The following is a 14521-nucleotide window of genomic DNA, read 5'->3' on the forward strand; positions in this document are numbered from 1 at the left end:
CGAACACAATGTTGGCGCACTTGCCTTCCAGTGCGCCCGATCTTGTGGTCGATGGCAGACCGGATAGCACGCCGGATGTCATCGATGGCGTCGCCTATGCGCGCCTGTACGGCGAACCGTTGTTCCGCATGCCGACCGATTTGTATATTCCGCCGGATGCGCTGGAAGTCTTCCTCGAAGCTTTCGAAGGTCCGCTCGACCTTTTGCTTTACCTGATCCGCAAGCAGAACTTCAACATCCTCGACATTCCGATGGCGCAGGTAACGAAGCAGTATCTGCAATACGTCGATCAGATCCGCTTGCACAACCTTGAACTGGCCGCCGAATATCTGTTGATGGCAGCGATGCTGATCGAGATTAAATCGCGCATGCTGCTGCCGGTACGCAAAGCCGACACCGGCGAAGAAGCTGCCGATCCGCGGGCCGAACTGGTACGCCGCCTGCTCGAATACGAACAAATGAAGCTGGCGTCGCAGCAAATCGACGCCTTGCCGCAACTGGGCCGCGACTATGTGCGCACGCAGGTCTATATCGAACAGAGTATCGTCACGCGCTGGCCGGAAGTCGAAGTCGTCGATCTGCAAGCCGCATGGGCCGATCTGATCAAGCGCGCAAAACTGACCGCGCATCACATGATCAGCCGCGAAGAATTGTCGGTACGTGAACACATGACGTCTATTTTGCGCCGCCTGCAATCGACCAAGTTTGTCGAATTCGCAGATCTGTTCGATCCTTCGCGTGGCGTGCCCGTCGTGGTCGTCAACTTCGTCGCGCTACTGGAACTCGCCAAGGAAACACTGATCGAGATCACGCAGGCCGAACCATTCGCACCGATTTATGTGCGCCTGGCTTACGCACCTAGCTGATCTTTTTCCCATTCATACCGCAATCGCTTCCATCATTTCGTTTTTGTGCCCAGCATCTGACGCGCAACCAACCCTCATTCAGACAGCTTTATGAAGATCATTTCCTGTATCGAAGAATTGCGCGATCATTTGCGCGGCCAGTTACGCACGGCATTCGTCCCTACCATGGGCAATCTGCATGATGGTCATTTATCGTTGATGCGGCTCGCGCGCAAGCACGGCGACCCGGTCGTTGCATCTATTTTTGTCAATCGCCTGCAGTTTGGTCCTAACGAGGACTTCGACAGATATCCGCGCACTTTCCAGGCTGATGTAGAGAAGCTGGAAAAAGAAGGTGTCTACATCCTGTTCGCGCCGACAGAAAAGGATTTGTATCCGGAGCCGCAAGAGTTCCGTGTGCAACCGCCGAATGATCTGGGCAATACGCTGGAAGGTGAATTCCGTCCCGGCTTTTTCAGCGGTGTGACCACCATCGTGTTGAAATTGTTTTCCTGCGTGCAGCCCAGCGTGGCGGTGTTTGGCAAGAAGGATTACCAACAGTTGATGATCGTGCGCAATATGTCCAAGCAATTCGCATTGCCGACCGAAATCATCGCAGCCGAAACCTATCGTGCCGAAGACGGGCTGGCACTGTCGTCACGCAATATGTATTTGTCGGCAGAAGAACGTGCGGAAGCACCGACGCTATTCAAAAACCTGAACGCAGTAGCCAACGAAGTACGTAGTGGCCATCTGGATATTTTCGAGCTGGAACGCCAGGCCATGGCCGACCTCAAGCAACGCGGCTGGCAACCCGATTACATTTCCATACGCAAGCGCGCCAACCTGCAACCGCCTACAGCCGGCGATATGGCGCAAGGTGAAAAACTGGTCGTGCTCGCCGCCGCAAAATTGGGTGCTACGCGCCTGATTGATAACCTGGAAATCTAATTCCGGGCTCGACCCTGGCTTTGTCTTGTTTTTCAGTTCGACGCAGCCAGGGATACGGATGAGCATGTTGCAATGATTTTTTGTAATTGCTGCTTGTGCGCTTCTATATTCCCATCGATATGCAGACTGGTACGAAAACCTTCGGTACCAGCCAATATGCAATAAATCGCCTTGCAGGAAAATTGCAGCTGCACGATGCGTGCGCCGACGACGGCGTCCAGTACGATGGAACATACCTTCCCTGCCTTGATGGGCGCCGAACTCATAACCGCCATACTTTGCACAGACACATCTATTGTACGTATCTGTATGGTCGCGTCATCGGTCGTCATCAAGCCGCGACGACGAAATACATAACGAGGTTCTTGTCGCCTTGAATCCTGTTCAGCCAGCATCGCATGCGCACTCATGATGACTCTTTCTCAAAAGGGAGTAGTCATGAATGCTACGGAGTCAGCATGACGATTTGATGACAACGTAAGGTTCGAATGTTAAAGATGCTTGAGCAAGCAGATGCTGCAGATTACACAAATAATCTTTATCGATTTTGATTCGGCATCATCATTAAATCGGTCGCACCGAGATCAATTTTTTGTTGGGACAACAAAGTCATTATCTGTCCGCGATGATGCGTCTGATGATTGAACATATGCGTAACCAATAGCCAGGATGGCTTGCTGCGGGTGGTTTTAGTCATGCCGCTATACCAGGAAAAGTCGCCAGCCAGCCATGCGGCATCAAGACTCGCAGCCCAGACGATCAGTTCTTCATCCAACGCTATCCGTGCTGCTTTCAATGCATCCCACTCAGCATGCAAATCGACATTGCCGGAGGTGGTCGGCATCGCTCTTTCCAGCGTCGTACCTTGGGTGAAACGCCCCAGCCACATCGCATCGCCCCACACCAGATGATTCAAGGTGGAATGTATAGATTTAAAGAATGCGCCACGATCGGCCTTGCGTTCCGCATCGCTCAGTTGCTCGCTGGCGACATAGACCTTTTCATTCATCCAGCAGTTGTAACGCGCCAATAGCTGCGCGTATTCAGGTGAAATCATTTTTTCTCAAGCCAGTGCAAAAGATCCCGCCATTGATCCATATCTTTCTCTACCCGTGAAGGCGCAACGTCCCATAGCGTCGCGCCGTTTGCTGCGAGCTGCACGTAATTCTGTGTATCGCGCAGGAAACCAAGCACCGGAATACCGAGCCCGTTCACATATTGCGTCAGTTGATCCGCTGCACGCGTGCGCGCGTTGACCCGCATGCCGAGCACAGCAAGCTCAAACTTGCCTTTGGTTTGTTTCAGCTTTTGCAAAAATTCCTGCGTCGCCAGAATATCGAAGATAGATGGTTGCAGCGGAACGATCACCTTGTCGGCGATCTGCATGACTTTATCGAAGCGCTTGCCGCTAAATCCGGCAGGCGTATCCAGCACGATATGCGTGGTTCCCTTGGGTGGCTTGGCGACATGCCCGTCTTCGATTTCCCATGGCCGAATCGCCGGCAATGATGCGTGACGCAATGCCAGCCATGCGCGCGACGATTGCTGTACATCCGCATCGCCCAGCATGACCTGGTGTCCTTGCGAGGCAAAATATCCGGCAAGATTGGTGGCAAACGTACTCTTGCCGACGCCACCTTTCGGATTGGCGATGACGATGACTGGCATGAAATTCCCCTTTTGGCGTTGTTATTGGCGATTCACTTTAAACCAGCCTGCAGTCTGCCTCTCGCTGATTCAGCAGCAAGAATATCATGCTGCATTGCAAGGTCAATCCTGCCAGGAAGGTTCGTAACAAGCCTGTTGTATAGACGTCAGAAGCGGCACCGATGGCGCCAGACGAATGGGAAATCAGGTCGTGGAATCGTCCAGTGCGCACAAAGCATCCAGCAGCGGCTGCGTTGCTTGTGCGAGCCTGTCCAGACTGGCTTCGCGCAAGCTTGCGGTATCTACCGTGACGTCGCTGTCCAGTCCGGCCCAGCGCAACAAGGCGGAACAGGCAGACGGCGTATCAAACATCCCATGCAGATAGCTTCCGAGAATCTGATCATCGGCAGAACGGGCGCCTTCGGGTCGGCCGGCGATCATGAAAGCAGGATGCGAACGCGCATCCCCTTCGGAAACGCCCATATGGATTTCGTAGCCGCTAACCGCTGCATCGTTGTCGGCAAACGCACACATACCCTGGACCTGCTCCAACTGTTTTTCACGCGTCAGCACGGTCGTGATATCCAGCAAACCCAGCCCTTGCGAAATACCGGCTGTACCTTCCACCCCTTGCGGGTCGTCTATCGTCTTGCCCAGCATTTGATAACCGCCACAGATGCCGATGACCTTGCCGCCGTAACGTGCATGACGAATCAATGCCTCACGCCAGCCATTCGCAATCAGCCAGTCCAGATCGCCACGCGTATTTTTACTGCCCGGCAGGATGATCAGATCAGCTGGCGGAATCGGCTGCCCCTGCCCGATCAATTGCAGATCGACATCCGGATGCGCGCGCAGCGCATCGAAGTCAGTATGATTGCTGATGCGCGGCGGCACGGGCACAATCACGCGAAAAGCACCGCGTGCGACTTGCGTTTGTTCCACCGCATCTTCGGCATCGAGAAACAAACCGTGCAGATAAGGCAGCACGGCCAGCACCGGTTTGCCGGTTTGTTCTTCCAGCCATCGCAGCCCAGGCTCCAGCAAGCTGATATCGCCGCGAAAACGGTTGATGACAAAACCGATCATGCGTGTGCGCTCGCTCTCTGACAGGCAAGCCAAGGTACCGATAATGTGGGCGAACACGCCGCCTCTATCGATATCCGCCACAAGGATCACCGGGCAATCGACCGCCTCGGCAAAACCCATATTGGCGATATCACGATCGCGCAGATTCACTTCGGCCGGACTGCCGGCACCTTCCACCAAAACGACCTCATATTGAGTCCGCAAGCGTCCGTACGATTCCAGCACCGCTTGCATGGCGATCGGCTTGTAGGCGTGATAGTCGCGCGCATTCATGTCGCTGCGCGCCTTGCCGTGAATGATCACTTGCGCACCGGTGTCGCTGGATGGCTTGAGCAAAATCGGGTTCATGTCGGTGTGCGGCGGCAAACCGGCAGCGATAGCCTGCAAAGCCTGGGCCCGCCCGATTTCTCCACCATCGCTGGTGACGGCGCTATTCAATGCCATATTCTGCGGCTTGAACGGAACGACCTTCACCCCCTGCTGCGCCAGCAAGCGGCAAAGTGCTGCAACCAGCGTGGTTTTGCCGGCGTCAGACGTGGTGCCTTGCACCATCAATGTATGGAAAGGAAATTTCACGGCTGCGGTTTCACGGTTGCTGTTTCGCTGGTGGGTAAATCACGGTTGAACAATTGATTTTGCAGTACGGCGGCTGCGTGCCAGTTCCAGCTTTTCGCACACCGTGGCGGCACCTTCTATCAGCCGCGGCCCGGCACGATTCACCAGATCGGCATCGACGGAAAACAGATTGTCTTTTTTTACCGCCAGCAGATTCGGGTAAGACTTCCACATTTCCAGGCCACCTGATTTTTCTGCCTGCCTGTCACCGGTCATCATCACTTCCGGATTTTCCAGCAGCACGGATTCGATGCTGACCGTCGGCGCAGGAATCGGCAGTTTGGCAAACACGTTTTCGCCACCACACAGGCGAATCGCATCGCTCATGATGTTTCCGCCATTGAGCGTATACAGCGGCTTGCCCCAAACCTGATAAAACATGCGTACGGTTGGACGATGGCGATACTGCGCGTCCAGACGTGCGAGTTCGGCGCGCTGGGCGATGGCAACTTTGCTGGCTTTTTGCTCGGTCCCCATCAAGACACCCAGCCGCTCGACACTGGTCGGAATATCAGCCAGTTTCTTCGGCTCGCTGAAATAAAAAGGAATGCCCAGCTTGCGCACATGTTCAAGCTGACGCTCTGAATTGCCATGCAACCACACCACCAACAAATCGGGTTTCAAGGCGATGATGCGCTCGACGTCGATTTGCTGATGACTGCCGACACGTGGAATTTTCAATGCCGCCGCAGGATAATCGCTATAGCCCACCGTACCGACTATCCGTTCGCCACCGCCGGCAGCAAAAATCAATTCCGTTGCATGCGGTGCCAGCGATACGATGCGTTGTGCCGGTTGCGCCAAGGTCACGGTATTGCCGCCATCGTCCTGCACGCTGACGACAGCGTTTGCCGCGCCGGCAATCAACATCAGGACTACCGCCGCCGCTTTTGCAAAATGAATACTCATTCAATATCCTGTGGAATGTCCGTTGATGGATGTTGTGAAGAATTTTGTGAAGAATCTTGTGCAGCCGGTGTTACCGCCATTGATGCAGACAGTGCGTGTTGCAGCCTTTGCCAGCCTGCTTCGTCCGGTGGCAAGCCGAGGCGCACGCCATGCATAAAATGCCTGATCCAGACACCATGCGCAGCCATCCGTTCGGCAAACTCGGCCGGCCTTAACTGCGGCCAGTATTGATACAGCGCACATCCGGTGGATGCAATGCCATGCGTCGCCAGCAAACACTGCAGACGCTGCCCCTGATCCTCTAATTGCTGACGCATCGCAAGCTGCCATGCGCGATCCGACAACGCCGCGCACCCAATTTGCTGCGCAGGGCCGCTGACAGCCCATGGGCCCAGCAGATCAGCCAGCTTCGTTAATAGTTCGGCATGCGCTGCGACGAAGCCCAAACGCACACCGGCCAATCCGAAAAATTTTCCGACCGAACGTAAAACGATCAAGCCCGCGCTGCCTGTGTGCGCAGCAACACTTGTTTGCGACGTGACATCGCCAAATGCTTCATCGACGATCAGCCATCCCCCTTTTTCCGCCAACTGCGACGACCACCGCAGTAGAACGTCGGCCGGGACAGATGCACCGGTGGGATTATTCGGATTGCAGACCACCATCACATCGCAATCATCGACAGCCGATGCCAGTTGCGCATACGGCACTTCGCTTACCGCATGCCCTGCCCGTCTCCATTGAAATGCATGTTCTGCATAAGACGGTGCGGCAACCACGACCTTTGAGTAGGAACGCAAGCGGGGCAAGCCCTGAATGGCGGCCTGGGTACCGGCGACGGGCAGCAACTGTGGCGCGCCGTAATAGTGTCGCGCCGCATCTAGGAGTGCCGTGCTCGGCTCCGGCAAACGATGCCAGGCGTCAGGCGCAATGGCAGGGACCGGATACGGTTGCGGATTGATGCCAGTTGACAGATCCAGCCAATCCTCGCGCGGACGCTGGTAACGACCTATCGCATCATGCAGATTACCGCCGTGCTCAAGCATGGAAAGCTCCGGCAACACTGATCAGGCAAATTACTGCGACCCACAATGCCGTCGTCAACGCCACCAGCCGCCATGCACGCGCAATATCTTTGCCGCTTGCAAGCGGCCCGCTGCCTAGCGGCGGGCGCTGTTCAACTTCACCATAGTAAATGGCCGCACCGCCGACTGAAATATTCAAGGCGCCTGCGCCGGCAGACATCACTGGCCCGGCATTCGGGCTGGACCATGCGGCAGCTTGGGTGCGCCAGCATTGCCATGCCAGCCGTGTATTGCCCAGCAATGCATACGACAAGGCGGTCAGCCGCGCCGGAATAAAATTCAATGCATCGTCGATGCGGGCGGCAGCACAACCGAAATCGTTAAAGCGCGACGTGCGGTAACCCCACATTGCATCCAGCGTATTCGCTAGGCGAAACAATACCGCGCCCGGGCCGCCGGCAAGTACAAACCAGAACAGCGTGCCGAACACGGCATCATTGCCATTCTCCAGCAAAGATTCGACGCCCGCCTTGGCCAGATCGGAGTCTTCTGCCTGCGTGGTGTCACGACTGACGATGCGCGCAGTCAAGATACGCGCCTGCGGCAAATCGTCATCCATCAATGCATGCGCAATCGGCAAGGTGTGATCGCGCAAGCTGCGTAATCCAAGGCAAAAATAAAGCAGCAATGCGTGTACGGCAAACGCAATCAACATATCGAAGCGTGCCAACCAGAATGTCAGGCCCCAGGTCAGCACAACGAACGGCAACACGATCAGCAGCCATGCCAATCCACCACGCTTAAAACGGTGACTACCTGTGTTGAGAATTCTTTCGAGCCGAATGGCAAGATTGCCGAATCCGACCAACGGATGCCAGCGCGTTGCTTCGCCCAGGCGCATGTCGAGCAGCACACCCAGCAATACCATGATCGCAATTGCAGCGAATGACAAATCCATCAACACATCAGCCTCACATCAACCCTTGAGCACGACCGGCAAGCCGGCAACGATCAATATGGCGCGATCACACACTGCAGCAACATCCTGATTCAAGCGGCCGGATTCGTCGACGAACCAGCGCGAGAGCGCGCCCTGCGGTATCACGCCCTGCCCGATCTCATTCGATACCAGGATCACGCCGCCTTTGGCCTTGTCCAAGGCCTGCAGCAATAATGCGCGTTGATACTGGAAAGCCGGAGGCGGCTCTATCAATCCCACATCGGGATAGTTTCTCGGCTCAGAAAACAGCAGATTGGAAAGCCAGACCGTCAGGCAATCGACAAGAACAAGCGTGTCCGTCCCGCTATGTTTCTCAATAGTTCGCGCCAACTCGATGGGTTCTTCTACCGTGGTCCAGTACACATCGCGGCGCTCGAGATGATGCGCAATGCGACTCTTCATTTCATCATCGCCAGCCTGAGCGGTCGCGATGTAGACAATGCGCTTCCTGGAGGCGACCGCCAGTCGTTCTGCATATGCGCTTTTACCGGAGCGCGCTCCGCCTATGATGAGTGTACGCATCAGCTCAATTCATCTTTCGAAAAGATACGCGCCATCGCCGCCGGACACGATGAAAAGTACGCGTGGAAATAGGTTGCGGTCAGTGCACGCTGCTTATATACAGCCTCGCCCTGCGCACCATTCGATCGTTTCACCGTTTGCGCAATGGGTTCTGCATCGGTGATCAATGTCGAGTAGTGGAATGCATGGCCGCGCAGCTCACCGTCAAGGGTTTCCAGCGCCTGCATGCCGAGCCCGGCCAGCTTGGTCTGCATGACCACTTCACCCTTCAACAAGCCGACCATGGGCCAGACTTTGCCTTGCGCATCCTTGAGCGTCTCAGCCACCACCATCATGCCGCCGCATTCTGCGAGTATCGGTACGTCCTTCGCATACGCATCGCGCATGGAATTCTGCCAGCGTTGCGCCCCCGACAAGCTTGCACAATGCAGTTCGGGATAGCCACCCGGGATATACACCGCATCTGCATCGGCCGGAACCGGCTCATCATTCAGCGGTGAAAAGAAGTGCAGCTGCGCACCCGCTGCTCGCAGACATTCAAGGTTGGCGTGATAGACAAAGGCAAAGGCAGCGTCACGCGCAATCGCGATATTTTTCCCGGCGAGAAGTTGCGCAGTAGGTTGAGTCTGCGCAGCAGCAAGACTCTGTTCCAACATGATGGGCGGGATGCTATTCCATGCATTCATATCCAGATCGATCTGATCGGCAAGCTGATCGAGTATCTGGTCAACCTCTGCAATTTCATCCGGCTGCACCAGACCAAGATGACGCTCAGGCAGCGACGCCTGCAATTTCGGCATAGTCGCCAGCAAGCGGATATCGCGTATGCCCTGCGTAATCTGCGTTGCATGCGAAGCGCTGGCTACCCGATTGACAATCACACCGGCCATTTCTACCGGGCCGTATTGCTGCAGACCCAGCACGATTGCGCCGACAGTCTGCGCCATCTTGGCGGCATCGAGTACCACCACAACCGGCACGCCGAATGCGCGCGCAAGATCAGCGGAGCACGGGTTGCCGTCATACAAACCCATCACGCCTTCGATCAGGATGACATCAACTTCGGCAGCGGCTTTGGCCAATAATCTGCGGCAGTCGTCCAGACCAACCATCCACAAATCGAGTGCATACACTTCGGCACCGCTCGCCCTTTGCAAGATCATCGGGTCAAGATAATCGGGACCTGTCTTGAAAACACGCACACGCAAACCCTGCTTGATCAACTTGCGTGCCAGCGCGGCAGTGACCGTGGTCTTGCCCTGGCCCGAGGCAATCGCTGAAATCAATACAATACGTGCGCTGCTCATGATGTTTTGCTCACCAAGTGGGCGCTTGCCAATGGTTCTATCACCATGATTTTGAATATGGCGGAGCTGGGGTGCATGGTTACCACTCCACGCCAGCTTGCGCCGCAATACCGGCAGCAAACGCGTGTTTGATCGGCTGCATCTCAGTGACGGTATCTGCCACTGCGATCAATTCCGGCGGCGCTCCGCGGCCGGTAATCACCACGTGCTGCATCGCAGGACGCGCCTGCACATCGGCGATGACGCGCTGCACATCGAGATATTTGTATTTCAATGCGATGTTCAACTCATCCAGTACGACCAGGCCGATTGTAGGATCGCTCAATAATTCCCTGGCGCGCTGCCATGCGATTTCTGCATTGGCGACATCGCGTTCACGGTTTTGCGTTTCCCACGTATAGCCTTCGCCCATCACATGGAAACTGATCTCATCCGGAAAACGGCGGAAGAAGTTTTCTTCACCGGTTGCAATCGCACCTTTGATGAACTGTACGACGCCGACTTTCATCCCGTGCCCAAGTGCGCGCGCGGCCATGCCGAAGGCGCTGGAACTTTTTCCCTTGCCGTTGCCGCAGGTAATAACAAGTACGCCGGCCTCACGCCTGGCCGCCTCGATTTTTTTATCGATGACTTCTTTCTTGCGCGCCATGCGGGCATTATGACGTTCGGTCACTCCATCGACATCTTTATCTGCGCTGCTTTGATGTTCACTCATATTCACTCTTCCTCACTTCAGATTCACTTCTGCTTCACTTCTTGTTCTTTATCGCCCGCCAGATAAATGGTGCGCTCGCCGTGTTTGACTATCTCGATGGGATGACCCAGACATTCACTGAGCAGCGGTGCCTGCATGACTTCATCCACGCTGCCCGCATGCCAGCGGCCATCGCCCATCAATAACAAGGCGTGGGTTGCCACGCTATGCGCAAGGTTTAAATCATGGCTGACCATGACGACAGATTTACTTTGCTCGCGACATAGTGTGTCGAGCAAACGCATGATGCTGACTTGATGCGCCAGATCGAGTGCGCTGGTCGGTTCGTCCAGCAGTAGCAAAGGTGTGTCCTGCGCCAATACCGCGGCAATGGCCACGCGTTGCCGTTCACCACCGGACAAGGAGCGCACATCGCGATCGGCCAAGGCATTGACGTCCATCAACTGCAACGCTGAATAGGCTGCCACATAATCAGCATCCGATTCCCAATAGGCGGACTCGTGATACGGATGACGTGCAGTCAGGACTGTCTCAATCACGCGATAGGCAAAGGCATCGCTTCTGCCCTGCGGCAGAAACGCACGCTGACGTGCCAGATCCTGCAAGGGCCAATCTTTCAGTGCACGACCATTCAAGGCAATCGAGCCGCCTTCGGCTGGACGCAAGCCAACCAAGGCGCGCAACAAGGTACTTTTACCGGCACCATTACGACCTATCACGCACCAGCATTCGCCCGGACCGATATGCCAATCCAGCGCATCGACCAATAAACGATCGGCAATACGCAACTGCAATTTATCCGTGTACATCATGGCGTGCATCAGCGCTTCCTCAACTGATGCAACTGCAGCAGAAAGACCGGTACGCCGATGATTGCGGTGATGACACCGACCGGTAACTGCTGCGGCGCTACGACACTGCGTGCCAGCGTATCCGCCAACACCAGAAATGCACCACCTACCAATGCAGCGGCAGGCAAAAGAATGCGATGATCCGGCCCCAACACAAAGCGACATGCGTGCGGCACGATCAAGCCGACAAAACCGATGCTACCTGCGTTACTGACTGCGCTCGCCGTCAGCAAGGCTGCGCATAAAAACAAACCTATGCGGAATCTTGCAACATTGATGCCCAGGGTGACGGCAGCTTCTGCATGCAATGCAATCACATTGATTGCGCGTGCAGCGCGCGTGGCAAAAATCAAGGCGCCTATCAATACGATCCATGGCAGCCAGCGGAATTGCGTACCCGACAAATCGCCTATCATCCAGAACACCATGCCGCGCAGGCGATTATCCGGTGCGATCGACAACATCAAGGCCACCAATGCGCTGCAGCCGGATGCGAGAATCACGCCGGTCAACAGCAACAATGGTGCACCGCCATCCGAATTGACACTGCCGCGCAAATCGCGCTGCGCCAGCAAATACAGCATGACCGATACAGTCATCGCACCAGCAAAAGCGGCGACATCAATAGACCAGCTCATCGAAAACAACAGCATCGCGCCCAGTGCGCCAACTGCCGCGCCACCGGAAACCCCCAGCACATATGGCTCGGCCAAGGGATTGCGTAACAATGCCTGCATCATCACGCCAGCCAGCGCCAGCGTCGCGCCCGTCACAAACGCGGACAAGGCACGACTGAGCCGCAAATCGACCAGCGTCGCCGCCATCGTAGAAGTCGTTCCCTGCGTCAGCTCGCGCATCGCGGACAACACGTCCTGCACGGGCAAGGCCACCGAACCGACGACGCACGCAATCAGCACGCTCAACAAGGCGATAAAGACCAGCATAGACAAAACAGTCCATGCGCGCCTGCGTCCCTGCGGTCTGGGAGTGCTGGCAGCGCGATCTGCCATCGTGCTCATGGTGAAAAAATCATTCAGTGGTTCTCATAAAATTCGCGCATGCACTCTTGGAGAATTTCCGAAACCGGCATGCGCGACACATCAAGCGCTCGATAACCAGACGCCATTTTACAAAGGCTTAATTAAAACCATAACGTACACCGACAAATGCATTGGAACCCGGCGTTTGATATGTTTGTGCAAGTTCATAGTATTTATTAAAAACATTGTTCCATCGGCCAAACACCTGCCAGTTTTCCGTCAAGTCATAGCTGGCATGCAAGTTGAGTAATGCATAGCCGCCCATTCTTTTGGTTTCGTTGGCAGCATCATAGCGATAGCCTGAAATGATTACATCAGCGCCGGATTTGAACAAACCATGTGCGTGGCTGACACCAACCGTTCCATGAGTGCGTGCTCGACGTTCGATCAACTTGTTCGTCGTCTGATCGCGCGGATCCTGCCAATCGAGTGATGCATATAAACGGAAATCAGCAATTTTAGTCGAGGCGCCTAACGATACGCCTTTCAATAAAGCATCGTTCACGTTAGAAGTGCAACTTGTACCAAGGCCAGCAACAGGACATGGTGTCTTTGTAATCAGCAAATCTGTGATCTGATTATAGTAATAAGCGATGCTAAAATCAGATTGACCGTTGTCATAGTAAATACCGACTTCTGTATTTTTACCTTTTTCCGGCCGTGCGTTCGGGTTACCAAAGTTAGGTGAGAAATAAAGTTCGTTATACGTAGGTGCACGGAAACTGGTTCCATGGCTAGCACTTACTCTTAACTCCTTCGTCAAACGATAACCATAGCCCGCACTGGCAGTCAAATTGGAACCATATACGGAACTGTCGTCGTAGCGGATGCTTGTACTCGCCAAATGCGAATCTGCGTTCAATTGATAGGCAAGTGCGAGCGAATTTGTATCGCGGCTCTGATTCTGTTTTGGCTGACTAGGGTTGAAGACACTTTCTTCGCGGTGCTCAAGCAGCAACTGCAGCAGGTCAGTACCAATGTTTAAATCGTTTTGCCAGCTAATCTGATCCTGTTTCGAATTATTGATTGCTGGTTTGGCCGATGTATAGTTTTGCTGTTTTGTATAAGAACGGGAAACCTGTAACAAGCTGTTCCAACTCGCATTGATTTGATTGCGGGAATAAACAGAATACACATCAACGTCACTGACAATGCGCGCATTGAATGCAGATGCTCCGCTGTCATACTCGCCGTTGTTTTCACTATTTAAAAATGTCAGGCCGATTTCCTGCCCTTTGGCCAGTGCCAATGAGAATTGACCACTCACGCTACGTTTGGTATAGCCATCGTCGTCCGGATTTTGCCCGGCCACAACACGAGAAGAAAATCCATCCGCTTCCTCGTGCATTGTATTAATTGAATAGCGTATTTGATGGTCTCCCTCGGTCGAACCTGACACGCCTGCGCTCACCACCTGCTCGCCATATGTTCCCGCTCCAGCAGAAAATGACAAACGTGGAGCGCCACTGCCTTTTTTGGTAAACACCTGAATCACCCCGCCAACGGCATCGGCGCCATACATGGTACTGAGAGGCCCCATTACAATTTCTACGCGTTCGATTTGCGATAGCGGAATGGAGGACCAGCTTGGCGTTCCTGACGTGGATGAAACACTACGGACGCCATCAATCAACAATATCGTCTGTTTGCCATTTGCCCCGCGTATATAAATGTCCGCATCATTCCCGGCCCCACCGTTTCTTTTGATTTCCAAACTACGTTTTGTCTGCAGTAAATCAACTAAAGAGGTTTGTCCGGAAGCGGCGATTTCTTCTGCAGTGATGACAATATTATCTGCGAGCACATCACCGGCTTTTTGCGCGGTACGCGTAGCCGTTACAACCACCGGTGCCAACGATGACTCAGTCGAGGCGTGTGCCAGACTGAACGGAGAGAATGCGGCAGAAATGGATAATGCGATGGCGAGCGGCGGAATAGCCACTTTTGTGCGCCGTAAAGCGGATGAAGTCATGATTACTTTTCGTAGAAACACAGCACCCAGCCC

15 protein-coding genes are annotated in these 14521 nt (G+C 54.5%); 2 read left to right on the top strand and 13 right to left on the bottom strand.

What is annotated here, in order from left to right; translation table 11 throughout:
• The first annotated feature begins 8 nt into the window (after window positions 1-8).
• Together ACFQO0_RS15320 and panC are read left to right on the top strand one after the other, a co-directional pair.
• Window positions 9-866 (top strand): segregation and condensation protein A, encoded by an 858-nt coding sequence (locus ACFQO0_RS15320; protein ID WP_382236508.1) that lies wholly within the window; start codon window positions 9-11, stop codon window positions 864-866.
• A 90-nt stretch (window positions 867-956) separates the two neighbouring features.
• Window positions 957-1796: a pantoate--beta-alanine ligase gene (gene panC / locus ACFQO0_RS15325; protein ID WP_382236316.1), complete on the top strand. Its 840-nt coding sequence runs from the start codon at window positions 957-959 to the stop codon at window positions 1794-1796.
• Between the two features lie 32 nt (window positions 1797-1828).
• Here panC and ACFQO0_RS15330 read toward each other — a convergent pair whose 3' ends face one another.
• The 13 genes from ACFQO0_RS15330 to ACFQO0_RS15390 form a co-directional block, all read right to left on the bottom strand.
• Window positions 1829-2206 (bottom strand): PilZ domain-containing protein, encoded by a 378-nt coding sequence (locus ACFQO0_RS15330; RefSeq protein WP_382236319.1) that lies wholly within the window; start codon window positions 2204-2206, stop codon window positions 1829-1831.
• Between the two features lie 128 nt (window positions 2207-2334).
• On the bottom strand, window positions 2335-2853 hold the full coding sequence (locus ACFQO0_RS15335) for a DinB family protein (RefSeq protein ID WP_382236321.1): 519 nt from the start codon (window positions 2851-2853) through the stop codon (window positions 2335-2337).
• Window positions 2850-3464: a ParA family protein gene (locus tag ACFQO0_RS15340; protein WP_382236324.1), complete on the bottom strand. Its 615-nt coding sequence runs from the start codon at window positions 3462-3464 to the stop codon at window positions 2850-2852. Before ACFQO0_RS15340 ends, ACFQO0_RS15335 begins: the two co-directional genes overlap by 4 nt.
• A 183-nt stretch (window positions 3465-3647) precedes the next feature.
• Window positions 3648-5084, bottom strand: coding sequence for a cobyric acid synthase (locus ACFQO0_RS15345; RefSeq protein ID WP_382236511.1), 1437 nt, complete (start codon window positions 5082-5084; stop codon window positions 3648-3650).
• A 63-nt stretch (window positions 5085-5147) separates the two neighbouring features.
• On the bottom strand, window positions 5148-6056 hold the full coding sequence (locus ACFQO0_RS15350; protein WP_382236327.1) for a cobalamin-binding protein: 909 nt from the start codon (window positions 6054-6056) through the stop codon (window positions 5148-5150).
• A complete protein-coding gene (gene cobD, locus ACFQO0_RS15355) occupies window positions 6053-7102 on the bottom strand; it encodes a threonine-phosphate decarboxylase CobD (RefSeq protein ID WP_382236330.1) in 1050 nt (349 codons plus the stop codon). The genes ACFQO0_RS15350 and cobD overlap by 4 nt, the downstream gene beginning before the upstream one ends.
• Window positions 7095-8045, bottom strand: coding sequence for an adenosylcobinamide-phosphate synthase CbiB (gene cbiB / locus ACFQO0_RS15360; protein ID WP_382236333.1), 951 nt, complete (start codon window positions 8043-8045; stop codon window positions 7095-7097). Before cbiB ends, cobD begins: the two co-directional genes overlap by 8 nt.
• Window positions 8046-8057: 12 nt before the next feature.
• Complete coding sequence (gene cobU / locus ACFQO0_RS15365) at window positions 8058-8606, bottom strand: bifunctional adenosylcobinamide kinase/adenosylcobinamide-phosphate guanylyltransferase (RefSeq protein ID WP_382236514.1); 549 nt, start codon at window positions 8604-8606, stop codon at window positions 8058-8060.
• On the bottom strand, window positions 8603-9910 hold the full coding sequence (locus ACFQO0_RS15370; protein ID WP_382236336.1) for a cobyrinate a,c-diamide synthase: 1308 nt from the start codon (window positions 9908-9910) through the stop codon (window positions 8603-8605). Before ACFQO0_RS15370 ends, cobU begins: the two co-directional genes overlap by 4 nt.
• 79 nt (window positions 9911-9989) lie before the next feature.
• Complete coding sequence (gene cobO, locus ACFQO0_RS15375) at window positions 9990-10625, bottom strand: cob(I)yrinic acid a,c-diamide adenosyltransferase (protein WP_382236339.1); 636 nt, start codon at window positions 10623-10625, stop codon at window positions 9990-9992.
• Between the two features lie 23 nt (window positions 10626-10648).
• Window positions 10649-11437: an ABC transporter ATP-binding protein gene (locus ACFQO0_RS15380; protein WP_382236517.1), complete on the bottom strand. Its 789-nt coding sequence runs from the start codon at window positions 11435-11437 to the stop codon at window positions 10649-10651.
• Between the two features lie 8 nt (window positions 11438-11445).
• Entirely contained in the window at window positions 11446-12495 is a 1050-nt protein-coding gene (locus tag ACFQO0_RS15385; RefSeq protein WP_382236342.1) for a FecCD family ABC transporter permease, read from the bottom strand.
• 118 nt (window positions 12496-12613) lie between these two features.
• On the bottom strand, window positions 12614-14488 hold the full coding sequence (locus tag ACFQO0_RS15390; protein ID WP_382236345.1) for a TonB-dependent receptor plug domain-containing protein: 1875 nt from the start codon (window positions 14486-14488) through the stop codon (window positions 12614-12616).
• Window positions 14489-14521 lie beyond the last annotated feature (33 nt).

Origin of the sequence: Herminiimonas aquatilis (genome assembly GCF_042665175.1) — a bacterium.
GTDB classification, from domain to species: Bacteria; Pseudomonadota; Gammaproteobacteria; order Burkholderiales; family Burkholderiaceae_D; genus Oxalicibacterium; species Oxalicibacterium aquatilis.

What these genes read in the sequence shown, in the direction of transcription:
- ACFQO0_RS15385 (WP_382236342.1), bottom strand. Translation starts at nt 12,495, where the DNA reads ATGAGCACGATGGCAGATCGCGCTGCCAGCACTCCCAGACCGCAGGGA.
- ACFQO0_RS15380 (WP_382236517.1), bottom strand. Translation starts at nt 11,437, where the DNA reads ATGATGTACACGGATAAATTGCAGTTGCGTATTGCCGATCGTTTATTG.
- ACFQO0_RS15335 (WP_382236321.1), bottom strand. Translation starts at nt 2,853, where the DNA reads ATGATTTCACCTGAATACGCGCAGCTATTGGCGCGTTACAACTGCTGG.
- ACFQO0_RS15320 (WP_382236508.1), top strand. Translation starts at nt 9, where the DNA reads ATGTTGGCGCACTTGCCTTCCAGTGCGCCCGATCTTGTGGTCGATGGC.
- ACFQO0_RS15330 (WP_382236319.1), bottom strand. Translation starts at nt 2,206, where the DNA reads ATGAGTGCGCATGCGATGCTGGCTGAACAGGATTCAAGGCGACAAGAA.
- ACFQO0_RS15345 (WP_382236511.1), bottom strand. Translation starts at nt 5,084, where the DNA reads ATGGTGCAAGGCACCACGTCTGACGCCGGCAAAACCACGCTGGTTGCA.
- ACFQO0_RS15340 (WP_382236324.1), bottom strand. Translation starts at nt 3,464, where the DNA reads ATGCCAGTCATCGTCATCGCCAATCCGAAAGGTGGCGTCGGCAAGAGT.
- panC (WP_382236316.1), top strand. Translation starts at nt 957, where the DNA reads ATGAAGATCATTTCCTGTATCGAAGAATTGCGCGATCATTTGCGCGGC.
- ACFQO0_RS15370 (WP_382236336.1), bottom strand. Translation starts at nt 9,910, where the DNA reads ATGAGCAGCGCACGTATTGTATTGATTTCAGCGATTGCCTCGGGCCAG.
- ACFQO0_RS15390 (WP_382236345.1), bottom strand. Translation starts at nt 14,488, where the DNA reads ATGACTTCATCCGCTTTACGGCGCACAAAAGTGGCTATTCCGCCGCTC.
- ACFQO0_RS15350 (WP_382236327.1), bottom strand. Translation starts at nt 6,056, where the DNA reads ATGAGTATTCATTTTGCAAAAGCGGCGGCGGTAGTCCTGATGTTGATT.
- cobD (WP_382236330.1), bottom strand. Translation starts at nt 7,102, where the DNA reads ATGCTTGAGCACGGCGGTAATCTGCATGATGCGATAGGTCGTTACCAG.
- cobO (WP_382236339.1), bottom strand. Translation starts at nt 10,625, where the DNA reads ATGAGTGAACATCAAAGCAGCGCAGATAAAGATGTCGATGGAGTGACC.